Genomic DNA, 10344 nt, shown 5'->3' with positions numbered 1-10344 from the left:
GTCGAACAACCTTGGCGCATCATGTCAATCGGACTGCGCAATTGGGCGCATAGGTTCTAGCAATCAACGGTTGGTATCAGGCCCGTGCATATGGTGATCCCCGAACAGGGAATCCTTCCAGCCGCCAAAGGAATGAAACGACATCGGCACGGGAATGGGCACATTAATCCCGATCATCCCGGCCTGAACCCGATGCGCGAAACTGCGCGCCGTATCCCCGTCCCGCGTGAATACGGCCGTTCCGTTTCCAAACGGGCTTTCATTGACCAGCTTCAGAGACGTCTCGAAATCAGGCGCACGCATCACGCACAGAACCGGACCGAAAATCTCTTCCTGATAAATCTTCATCCCGGAGGTAAACATTGTCGAAAAGAGATGCACCGGTGAAAAATCCCTTCTCATAACCTGCAACGGTATAGCCACGGCCATCCACAACCAGCGTCGCCCCCTGCTCCACGCCGGACTCCACCAGCCCACAAACACGATCACGATGCTGAGCCGTCACCACAGGCCCCACCGCAACAGCAACGGAAATCGCCATGCAGCGCTCACCAGCAGCCCCCTAGGCTGCTCCGGTAAGGGCATCGACAGCCTTGTCCAGATCGCAGTCAGGCATGACGATGGCATGGTTCTTGGCCTCGCCAAGAGCCTGCACACGTTTTCCGTTCGCCGTTCCCGTCGCATAGACATGCTTTGCGATGGGGGTTGATCCTATGAAACTGACCGCATCGATCGCCGGATGTCCAAGGATAGCATTGACCATATCCTTATCCCCGTGAACAACCTGCAGGACGAGATCAGGGCCGCACACACCCTGTTCCTGCCCGATCCCTGAGACGAAATTGTCAGGGAGGCGTGATCGGAATCCGGACAACCAGGAAAGGCGGCCTGCGCAGATCATGCCCCTGATGAAACCGCGGAAGCCGCGTCCACTGCCCGGCAACAACATAGACAAACTCATGATCGGCAAAAATACCGTCCGGCCAGACAATCCGCGGATCAGAAGCAATCAGATCGTAGCGGCCATCCGGATTACGCCGGAAAACACCATCATGATCGGCCGCCGTGGTATAGATCCGGTTCCACGGATCGGTCGCCAGCCCGTCAGCCGCACCCTTCTCTCCTTCATCCCTGACCATCGATGCCAGCTTCTCAGAAGAAAGGGAAAAATCCGCAAGAGCGGCAGAAGGCAGGCTGTAAAGCCTCCGGCTCGCAAGCGGAGCATAAAATACGGTCGAGGAATCAGAAGATAACGTGATCCCGTCCGCTCCTCCCGCAGGAAAGGAGGGATTCTTCGGATCGTATTCCAGCACATGACCATCAAGAACGGTCTGATATCCCTTATCGGGCATCACGGAAACCGTGCCCTCCAGAACCCGGCGCTGCCTTCCGCTTGCAATATCCGCAACCACCAGAGCCGGATGCCCGTCAAACGAACTGTCCGTAATAAAGACCGTACCCTTCTCACCATGAGTAAGATCAACACGCAGATCATTCATATGACTGCCCGGCCGCAGGGCATCCTTCAGGATAACGGTCGCAATGATCTCGCCCGTCTCCGGGCTGATCCCCACAACCTTGGCACCGCCCGGCGGAATATCCCGCCCCTTTATCTTCCCGTCATCAATAACCCAGATATTGCCCCGGGTATCCGTTGTCATTCCGTGCGGAGAAATCAGGTGCCGCTCAGGCTCCCCCTGTCCGGAAGAGGAAAACGCCTCCGAGGGAAACGGTATCAGCCGCCCGTCTTTCCACTCCGCAAGACCCGGCCCTCCATGATCCCCATCATGACGGGGAAATGTCAGGAACAGACGCCCCCCGACCACCACGATCCCGGACGGATCGGCCGAAGCAATACGCGCGACAACCTCAACCTTTCCGTGCTGCCCGAAGGCCGGATCACGATTTTCCGTAATCCCGGCTTCGGCACCCCCCGCCGCAGACGCCCGGGAAACACTCCCGGGAGCGAAGTATGAAAGACCCGCCACAAGCCCCGTCAGAAGGCAGCGCGCACGAAAACCGGACAGAACCGGAGCAGCACCTCGCATGGAATATCCCGGATTCATTTCTTCAGGAACGGACGCAGAAGCGTAAGATCCGCCTCGGAAAGACGATCAGACGCCGTATTCCGCTGATGCCAGTAAGGATAGAGCAGCGGCGGCCGGCTGACTTCCTCCAGCCTTGCGGAATCCTCATCCGTCAGCTTCAGGGAAGCAGATTTCAGATTATCGGCCAGCTGCGTATCATTCCGCGCGCCGATCACCAGACTGGCAACACCGGGACGGCCCAGCAGCCAGGCCAGAGCCACCTGCGCGGGGCTGGCACCTTCATAATGGGAGGCAACATCGACAAGAACCTCAACGATGTCATACAGCGCCTCAATATCGTGAACCGGCGGTTCATCCCACTGGGCCGCCTTACGCGTACCCTCCGGCTCAGGCTTGTCACGACGGTATTTGCCCGAAAGCAGACCGCCCGCCAGGGGCGACCAGATCACCGCATCCACACCCTGATCCACCGCAACCGGCAGCAGCTCATACTCCGCCTCACGCGCCTGCAGCGTATAGTGAATCTGCTGCGCCACCGGACGGACCGTTCCGTTTTTCTCAGAGGCATTCAGCATCTTCATGATATGCCAGCCCGAGAAATTGGAAACGCCGACATAGCCGATCTTGCCGGAACGCTGCAGATGATCGAGCGCGCCGAGAATTTCCTCAACCGGCGTCAGGCCATCCCACTCATGGCACCAGTAAAGATCGATATGATCCGTCTTCAGGCGCTTCAGACTGGCCTCACAGGCCCGGATGAGATGATGCCGCGACAGACCACGCTCGTTCGGGCCTTTATCTCCCGTGGGAAAACGCGCTTTCGTCGCCACCAGAAGACGCTTCCGCCGGGCGTCATCCAGAACGTCCCCGATGATCTCCTCGGACACGCCGTCCGAATAGATGTCGGCAGTGTCAAGCATGTTCACACCCGCATCGAGCGCCATGTCGATCTGATGACGCGCACCGGCCACGTCAGTATTGCCGGTCTTGGCAAAATCACCCTTGCCGCCAAACGTCATGGTCCCGAGCGTAAGAACGGAAACCTTCAGACCCGAACGGCCAAGAAGACGATACTCCATCAATGTTCTCCCTATTTACTGCCTCGCCCCTGATACCTGCCGCACAGGCCCCGGAACAGCCGTGCCGTTCTCCCAAGTTTCAACAATCCTGTGAACATCCGCAATATCGGCCGCGGGATTGCCCTCGACAACCAGGAGATCGGCCCGCATACCCGGCGCGATCACCCCCCGATCAGAAAGATCGAGCAGGGCCGCGGCATTTCCGGTCGCGATATGAATGGCCTCGGAAGGCGTAAGCCCCGCCTGAACCGTAAGATCCAGCTCACGATGCTCCGCAACCCCCGGTACACGCAACGGCATTGCACCGCTGTCGGTTCCGAAACCAATTTTCACTCCGGCATCATGAAGCGTTTTCAGATTCCGCAGATTCATCGCGAGGGAACTGCGCGCAAAATCCGCCTGCTTTCCATGGCTGTGCGCGGCAGACCAGGCCGGATCGCTGATCTGCGCCAGGAACGAAGCAGACAGCCCCGCAAGCGTGAACGGCGTCTCCGTCCAGGGCGCATGATCCGCCCACGCCGTTCCCGCCTCATCAAGCTGCAGCGTGGCAATATACCAGATCCCGCGCGATTTCAGCCGCTCCGCAAATTCCGGCGTCACGGCCTTGTCCCGCACGCCATGCGCAATAATGTCCGCGCCCGCATCCACAACATGCTCCGCATCTGCAAGGTCATGAATATGCGCGGCAACCCGCAGATGCCGTTTATGAGATTCATCGACAACAGCACGGATAATCTCCGGCTTCATCCTGACCGGCAGCGTCCCGTCGAAATCATCGACCCAGATCTTGACCAGATCCGTGCCCTCATCTGCCATCCGGTCCACATCCCGGCGCGCCTCATCGACAGTCTCCGGACGGAACAGCTGATCAGGCGCGACATTCACCGGAGGCGCCCCGCGCGGCACACCAATGCCCTGATCAACGCCGAACAGATCAGCAGGCGTCTTTCCGGCATGCGCCTCCCGACGCAGCGGATCAAAAACAGCCGGCGCATTGTTTCCCAGAGCCGCCACCGTCGTCACGCCGTATCGCCGGTACTGGCCAAGCTCCTGCATGATCACATCGCGGGTATAGAACCGGGAATCGACCGTCACGCCCTCATACTGGCCGACATGCATGTGATCGGACACAAGCCCGGGAAGAACCGTATCGCCTGACCGGTCGAGACGCCGCGCCCCCGCGGGGATCTCCGCACCGCGACCGGCAGCAGTGATACGCCCGCCCTGTATCACGACAGTGGCGTCCTCAACCGGAGCCGCCCCCGTCCCGTCAACAATCCGCACATGCGTCAGGGCAACCGGCTCGCCCTCCGCCGGAGCGGTCACGGACGCAGCCAGAGCGGAACCACCCGGGACCACACCCCCCAGAGCAGCACATAATGCCGAGGTCAGAAGAAAACGTCTCATGACACCCTCCTTCAATGAATGCCCGATAACAGAACAGGACGCCGCAGACATGCAACCCCCGCACCGGAACCGGAACACGGAAACAGAATGATATAAACGCAGCAGAACCGTCTGCGGATTTTTCCTGATCCTGCAAAAAGAAAATCCCCGGGCGAAAAACACCGGGAACGGACCGGCTGAAAACAGCCCTCACATCGCCGCTGTCATACCATCCCCCGATGGCACAGCGCCCCGCAAGCTGTTAGAACGGTGCCGATGACTGACACTGCCCCTCTGCCCCGCACCGCCTCGGTTCACCGCGTGACCGGAGAAACCGACATCACCATCACCCTGTCGCTCGACGGGCAGGGAGAGGCACGCATCGACACCGGCATAGGATTTTTCGATCACATGCTCACCGCCCTCGCACGGCACGGCATGTTCGATCTGGATATCACCGCAAAAGGTGACCTGCACATCGATTTCCACCACACGGTGGAAGATACAGGCATCGCACTGGGTCAGGCATTCCACAAAGCCCTGGGAGACCGGCGCGGCATACGCCGCTTCGGCCACGCTCTCGTCCCGCTGGACGAAGCCCTCGCCGAGGTCGTCGCAGACATCTCCGGCCGCCCCTTCCTCGCCTGGTCCGTCATCTTCCCGCGCGACAAGATCGGAGAGATGGACACGGAACTGTTCGAGGAATTCTTCCGCGCCCTGGCCATGGCCTCCATGACAACCCTGCACGTGACACAAAAAGCGGGCACCAACTGCCACCACATCGCCGAAGCCGCGTTTAAGGCCACGGCACGTGCTCTGCGCACGGCCACAGAACACGATCCGCGCGCCGCAGGTCTGATCCCGTCCACAAAGGGGGTGCTGTGAAACTCTGGTCCGTCTGGCTTCCTCCCGCAGATGAAGCCGTCCCTGCCGTCATCCCGCAGAAAATCCACTGGCCGACCTTCTTTCTCGGATGGATCGGGCTGCGTATCGGCGGAATGCGCATCAGCGCGTGGATCATCGGCGCGATAAGCGTCCTGTTCACGGTCGCATTTCGCGACTCTCCCCTGCTGCTGCCATGGTTCGTCCTGATCCATGCCGTGCTTGCCCTCTTCGTCCCGAAATTCAGGGAGACAGAACTGCGCCTCCGCGGCTGGACACGGGGACCGGACGTTCTGGCAGAAACCAAGGACAGCGCCCTCCTGCGCTTTTTCGACCACAGCACGGCTCCGGCAGAGAGCGTCGTATGAGCACGGCAGCACGGCAGACTCTTGTTGTCGTGGATTATGACGGCGGCAATCTCGCCTCCGCGGCCCGTGCCCTCGGCCAGGCTGCCACAGACAGCGGGATCACCGCCGACGTCACCATCTCCGCCGATCCCGACACCATCCGCACGGCAGACCGGATCGTCCTTCCCGGCCAGGGCGCCTTCGCAGACTGCGTAAAGGGACTTTCCGCCAGACCCGGACTGCGGGCCGCGCTTGAGGACGCCGTCCGCAACGGAACACCGTTCCTCGGTATCTGCGTCGGCATGCAGCTCATGGCACAGCGCGGTCTGGAGCACGGCCCCACCCCCGGACTGGGCTGGATCGCGGGAGAGATCACGCCGATGGACCCGCCGGAAAACCTGCGCCTGCCGCAGATGGGCTGGAACGAGCTGAACCTCACACGACGGCACCCGCTCACGGACCACCTCGGCCCCGCCCCCCACGGCTATTTCGTGCATTCCTACGCCCTCTCCGGAGGAGACAGGAACGAGCTGCTCGCCACCACGGAATACGGCGGAGCCGTCCCCGCCATCGTTGTGCGGGACAACTGCGCCGGAACACAGTTCCACGTGGAGAAAAGTCAGAAAGTCGGACTGCGGATTCTGGGCAACTTCCTCCGCTGGACCCCGCAGTGCCGGATACAGGCGGATATCGCCGCATGACAGCCCGCCCGCAGACGGATGACAGCCTGATCGCAGAGCGCGTCGATACGCTCAGCGAAGACGATATGAGCGCCCTGTGCGAGGCCACCGATGCCGGTATCCTCGCCGGAGGCGGCTTCGGCTGGCTGACACCCCAGGGCAGCACACGTCTCAAACAGTATTTCTACGGCGTGCTGCTGGTACCCGAGCGCATGCTGTTCGTCGCCCGCCTCAACGGCGTGATCGTCGGCTCGGTCCAGCTCGTCAGACCCGTCCGCAATAACGAGGCACAGGCCATGACGGCCTCCGTCATGCACTTCAATATCGCGCCCTACGCCCGCAGCATGGGACTTGGCGAGAAGCTTCTTGAGGAGCTGATCGGCTGCGCCCGCGCCATGGGCCTTCAGGTGCTCAATCTCGATGTCCGCGAAACACAGACAGGGGCCATAAGACAGTTCAGAAAGGCCGGATTCCGGCAATGGGGAACCCACCCGTTCTATTCCCGCATCCGCGGCCGGACCGTGCCCGGCCTTTATTTCCACCTCCTCCTGCAGGACCCGGAGGACCGCGTCCTGCCGGGCTCCGCCTGCTTCGATTCCACCGAGGATAAATCCGCCCCCATGACCTCCGGCAGCCTGACACTCTACCCCGCGATCGATCTCAAGGACGGAGCCTGTGTCCGCCTCCGCCGGGGCGAGATGAACGACGCAACCGTCTATTCCTCCGATCCCGGCGCACAGGCCCGCGCCTGGTGCGAGGCCGGATTTTCATGGATTCACGTCGTAGACCTCAACGGCGCCTTCGCCGGACGCTCCGCCAACAGCGAAGCCGTGCGCGAGATCGTGAAACACGCAACCGTACCGGTCCAGCTCGGCGGCGGATTGCGGGATATGGACGCCATCAGCTCCTGGCTGGAAGCGGGCGTAAGCCGGGTGATCCTCGGCTCGGTCGCCGTCAAGGACCCGGGCCTGGTCCGGGAAGCCTGCCGGGCTTTCCCCGGTCGTATCGTCGCCGGAATCGACGCCCGCAACGGCTATGTCGCCACCGAAGGCTGGGCCGAGGTTTCCGACATGCAGGCCACGGATCTCGGCCTGCGGATGCAGGATGCCGGTGTCTCCGCCATCATCTTCACGGAAATCACCCGCGACGGCATGCTCGAAGGCCTCGATCTGGAACAGACAGTCCAGCTTGCCCGCACCGTCTCGATCCCCGTCATCGCCTCCGGAGGCGTCGGCTCCCCGGAGCACCTGCAGGCCCTGCGCGACGCCTCCCGGACCGCACCGGGAATCGAAGGCGTGATCGTCGGACGCGCCCTCTATGACGGCCGCGTCTCACCCGCAGACGCACTCAGGATCCTGAGCTGATGCTCAAGCTGCGGATCATCCCCTGTCTGGACGTAAAGAATGGACGGGTCGTCAAGGGCGTCAATTTCGTCTCCCTGCGCGACGCCGGAGATCCGGTGGAACAGGCCGCCGTCTATGACGCCGCCGGTGCGGATGAACTGACCTTTCTCGACATCACCGCCAGCAATGAGAACCGCGACACGATCTACGACGTCATCAGCCGCACGGCCGAGCGGATCTTCCTGCCGCTCACCGTCGGCGGCGGCGTCCGCACGACAGACGATATCCGCCGCCTGCTGCTGGCCGGAGCCGATAAATGCGCGATGAACTCCGCCGCCGTCAGCCGCCCGGAACTGGTCAGTGAAGCCGCAAATAAATTCGGCAGCCAGTGCGTGGTCGTCGCTGTGGATGCCAGATCCGACGGAAAAAGCGGATGGGAAGTCTTCACCCATGGCGGCCGCACCCCCACAGGCATCAGCGTCATCGACTGGTGCCGTAACGTGGCGGAACGCGGCGCCGGGGAGATCCTCCTCACGTCCATGGATCGCGACGGCACCGGAGAAGGCTTCGATCTCGACCTGCTCCGGGCCGCCGTCTCCGCCGTCCGCGTGCCCGTGATCGCCTCCGGAGGCGTCGGTACGACAGACCATTTCGTGGAAGGCGCGCGCGCTGGCGCCACGGGGCTCCTCGCCGCCAGCGTATTCCACTTCGGAAGCCTGTCGATTCCACAGGTCCGCACCGCACTCGCAGACGCGGGCCTGCCCGTCAGGCCGCCGGAAAACGTACCTGCCCTTCCATGATCCCCTCATTCCGGACATAAGACTGAATATGGCCAAAGCACCCTCCGCCGGACGCAAGACCGGTAAAACCGCCGCAGACAAAACCGGAACCACGGTCAAGAAAGCCCCTGCCGCGACGAAAACTCCTGCGAAAAAAGCCACCGCGCGCAAAGCCGCCACGCAGCCGGACGCCGCCGTGCTCGAACGCCTGTACGAGGTCGTGCTCAGCCGGCGCGGCACCGATCCGGGCGTCAGCCACTCCGCCCGCCTGCTGTCCCGCGGAACCCGCAAGGTCGCCCAGAAATTCGGAGAGGAAGCCGTCGAATGCCTGATCGAGGCCGTCGCCGGACGCACCCGGGAACTGATCGGGGAAAGCGCTGACGTGCTCTACCACCTGATCGTCATGTGGGTGGATGCAGGCGTCACGCCGGAAGACGTCTGGGCAGAACTCAAACGCCGCGAAGGCACCAGCGGCGTCGAGGAAAAAGCATCCCGTACGGTCCGGAACTGAAGGAGATCACCGATGGCAGTCAAAGGCACCGGCCCCTACGACGACGATAACGTGTTCGCAAGAATCCTGCGCGGAGAGATCCCGTGCCGGAAAATTTTCGAGGATGAATGGGCGCTCGCCTTCCACGATATCGGCCCCAAGGCACCGGTCCACGTGCTCGTGATCCCGAAAAACCCGTACGTCTCATTCATCGATTTCAGCGCCCGGGCCACGCCGGAGGAAATCACCGGCTTTACCCGCGCAGTCGGGAAAGTGGCGGAAGACCTCGGTCTGAACGAGCCCGGATTTCGGCTGATCTCCAATGCAGGCCCGGATTCCGGACAGGAAGTGCCGCATTTCCACGTGCACATCCTGGCAGGAAAACCCCTCTCGGTCGCACTCGCCTGATCAGCAGCCCCGGCGTATCACCACGGCACGCCCTGTCCCGGCAGGCTCAGCCGGTCAGGGACCAGTCGATCCAGGCCATTCCGCCACAGAACAGCAGAAGCAGAACGTGCATCACGATCAGCTCACGTATGCCGATCACGGGCACGTCTCTCTGCGTCATCTTATATGCGAAGAAATCAAGCGCCCGGGTTACCCAGGCTCCGGCCGTCTCCATCATGATGTCTGCTCCTGCCTTGCTGCCGGGCCATGTGGCAGATCGTGATACGCCCTGTTGAACCACATCAGCCCGCCTCTGCCCGTGCCGAGACGGATCGCCTCTATCTCGCCGAACATCACGGAATGCGAACCGACCTCGACAATCTGCCTGATACGGCAGTCAAAACTGGCCAGAGCCTCGGACAGCGCCGGAGCACCGGTCTCCAGTGCGGACCAGTGCCCGGTGGCAAACCGGTCCTTCATATCGGAAGGTGCCGCAAAACTGGCAGAAAGCACCTTCTGAGCCGCGGAAAGCACATTAACGCACATGGCCCCGCCCTCAGAAAAAGCCGGGCGAATCCGTGCAGACCGGTTCAGACAGACCAGAAGCGTGGGCGGTGAATCCGAAACGGAGCAGACGGCGGACGCCGTAAACCCCGCCGGGTCCTCCACCGTACCCGTGGTGACGATATTCACCGCCGCCCCCAGGCGCGACATCGCCTCACGGAATTCCTCTGTACCGACCGCCAAGATTTCCGCCTCTCTGCCTTAAAACGCACGAACAGATCACACGTCCCTACGCCAGGACATACCGGCCTGCAATATCCGTGGCCAGAATTATAGCCGAATTAGGTTTCGTGGACAAAGGGTATCCACTGGAGTGCTGACACGAGACTGACGAAGCCAGGATATGATTCCTTGGTTTT

At 61.7% G+C, this 10344-nt stretch carries 12 protein-coding genes and 1 pseudogene; 7 read left to right on the top strand and 6 right to left on the bottom strand.

Annotation, left to right across the window (positions count from 1 at the left end):
- Positions 1–75: 75 nt before the first annotated feature.
- From LOC54_RS09870 to LOC54_RS09855, 4 genes and pseudogenes are all read right to left on the bottom strand, one after another.
- Positions 76–802: pseudogene (locus tag LOC54_RS09870) on the bottom strand (aldehyde dehydrogenase family protein); the annotation flags it as partial.
- A gap of 43 nt (positions 803–845) precedes the next feature.
- On the bottom strand, positions 846–2048 hold the full coding sequence (locus tag LOC54_RS09865) for an L-dopachrome tautomerase-related protein (RefSeq protein ID WP_279313645.1): 1203 nt from the start codon (positions 2046–2048) through the stop codon (positions 846–848).
- 14 nt (positions 2049–2062) lie between these two features.
- Positions 2063–3127: an aldo/keto reductase gene (locus tag LOC54_RS09860; RefSeq protein WP_279313644.1), complete on the bottom strand. Its 1065-nt coding sequence runs from the start codon at positions 3125–3127 to the stop codon at positions 2063–2065.
- A 15-nt stretch (positions 3128–3142) separates the two neighbouring features.
- Positions 3143–4534 carry an amidohydrolase family protein gene (locus LOC54_RS09855; protein WP_279313643.1) on the bottom strand — a complete coding sequence of 464 codons (1392 nt, stop codon included), beginning with the start codon at positions 4532–4534 and terminating at the stop codon, positions 3143–3145.
- A gap of 255 nt (positions 4535–4789) precedes the next feature.
- Between LOC54_RS09855 and hisB the strand changes: the two genes are divergently transcribed.
- Genes hisB through LOC54_RS09820 form a run of 7 tightly spaced genes read left to right on the top strand, consistent with a single transcriptional unit; the run spans position 4790 to position 9442 of the window.
- The gene (gene hisB / locus LOC54_RS09850) at positions 4790–5398 is read left to right on the top strand and encodes an imidazoleglycerol-phosphate dehydratase HisB (RefSeq protein ID WP_279313642.1); all 609 of its coding nucleotides are present in this window, start codon (positions 4790–4792) and stop codon (positions 5396–5398) included.
- Positions 5395–5763, top strand: coding sequence for a hypothetical protein (locus tag LOC54_RS09845; protein WP_279313641.1), 369 nt, complete (start codon positions 5395–5397; stop codon positions 5761–5763). Before hisB ends, LOC54_RS09845 begins: the two co-directional genes overlap by 4 nt.
- Complete coding sequence (gene hisH, locus LOC54_RS09840; protein WP_279313640.1) at positions 5760–6443, top strand: imidazole glycerol phosphate synthase subunit HisH; 684 nt, start codon at positions 5760–5762, stop codon at positions 6441–6443. The genes LOC54_RS09845 and hisH overlap by 4 nt, the downstream gene beginning before the upstream one ends.
- Positions 6440–7786 (top strand): 1-(5-phosphoribosyl)-5-[(5-phosphoribosylamino)methylideneamino]imidazole-4-carboxamide isomerase, encoded by a 1347-nt coding sequence (gene hisA / locus LOC54_RS09835; RefSeq protein WP_279313639.1) that lies wholly within the window; start codon positions 6440–6442, stop codon positions 7784–7786. The genes hisH and hisA overlap by 4 nt, the downstream gene beginning before the upstream one ends.
- On the top strand, positions 7786–8565 hold the full coding sequence (hisF, locus tag LOC54_RS09830) for an imidazole glycerol phosphate synthase subunit HisF (RefSeq protein WP_279313638.1): 780 nt from the start codon (positions 7786–7788) through the stop codon (positions 8563–8565). The genes hisA and hisF overlap by 1 nt, the downstream gene beginning before the upstream one ends.
- A 28-nt stretch (positions 8566–8593) precedes the next feature.
- Entirely contained in the window at positions 8594–9055 is a 462-nt protein-coding gene (locus LOC54_RS09825; RefSeq protein ID WP_279313637.1) for a phosphoribosyl-ATP diphosphatase, read from the top strand.
- 12 nt (positions 9056–9067) lie between these two features.
- Positions 9068–9442 (top strand): histidine triad nucleotide-binding protein, encoded by a 375-nt coding sequence (locus tag LOC54_RS09820; protein WP_279313636.1) that lies wholly within the window; start codon positions 9068–9070, stop codon positions 9440–9442.
- A gap of 46 nt (positions 9443–9488) precedes the next feature.
- On the opposite strand, the gene LOC54_RS09815 is transcribed toward LOC54_RS09820, so the two are convergent.
- Together LOC54_RS09815 and LOC54_RS09810 are read right to left on the bottom strand one after the other, a co-directional pair.
- The gene (locus LOC54_RS09815; RefSeq protein ID WP_279313635.1) at positions 9489–9659 is read right to left on the bottom strand and encodes a hypothetical protein; all 171 of its coding nucleotides are present in this window, start codon (positions 9657–9659) and stop codon (positions 9489–9491) included.
- Complete coding sequence (locus LOC54_RS09810; RefSeq protein ID WP_279313646.1) at positions 9656–10171, bottom strand: flavin reductase; 516 nt, start codon at positions 10169–10171, stop codon at positions 9656–9658. Before LOC54_RS09810 ends, LOC54_RS09815 begins: the two co-directional genes overlap by 4 nt.
- Positions 10172–10344 lie beyond the last annotated feature (173 nt).

It is taken from the genome of Acetobacter sp. AN02, assembly GCF_029759835.1.
In the GTDB taxonomy this organism is placed as follows: Bacteria; Pseudomonadota; Alphaproteobacteria; order Acetobacterales; family Acetobacteraceae; genus Acetobacter.
The sequence above is the reverse complement of the archived record's forward strand: the minus strand, read 5'-3'. Positions and strand labels throughout refer to the sequence as shown.

Excerpts from the sequence above, each read along its gene's own strand:
- LOC54_RS09865 (WP_279313645.1), bottom strand. The coding sequence starts at position 2,048 with ATGCGAGGTGCTGCTCCGGTTCTGTCCGGTTTTCGTGCGCGCTGCCTT.
- LOC54_RS09860 (WP_279313644.1), bottom strand. The coding sequence starts at position 3,127 with ATGGAGTATCGTCTTCTTGGCCGTTCGGGTCTGAAGGTTTCCGTTCTT.
- LOC54_RS09855 (WP_279313643.1), bottom strand. The coding sequence starts at position 4,534 with ATGAGACGTTTTCTTCTGACCTCGGCATTATGTGCTGCTCTGGGGGGT.
- hisB (WP_279313642.1), top strand. The coding sequence starts at position 4,790 with ATGACTGACACTGCCCCTCTGCCCCGCACCGCCTCGGTTCACCGCGTG.
- hisH (WP_279313640.1), top strand. The coding sequence starts at position 5,760 with ATGAGCACGGCAGCACGGCAGACTCTTGTTGTCGTGGATTATGACGGC.
- hisA (WP_279313639.1), top strand. The coding sequence starts at position 6,440 with ATGACAGCCCGCCCGCAGACGGATGACAGCCTGATCGCAGAGCGCGTC.
- hisF (WP_279313638.1), top strand. The coding sequence starts at position 7,786 with ATGCTCAAGCTGCGGATCATCCCCTGTCTGGACGTAAAGAATGGACGG.
- LOC54_RS09825 (WP_279313637.1), top strand. The coding sequence starts at position 8,594 with ATGGCCAAAGCACCCTCCGCCGGACGCAAGACCGGTAAAACCGCCGCA.
- LOC54_RS09820 (WP_279313636.1), top strand. The coding sequence starts at position 9,068 with ATGGCAGTCAAAGGCACCGGCCCCTACGACGACGATAACGTGTTCGCA.
- LOC54_RS09815 (WP_279313635.1), bottom strand. The coding sequence starts at position 9,659 with ATGATGGAGACGGCCGGAGCCTGGGTAACCCGGGCGCTTGATTTCTTC.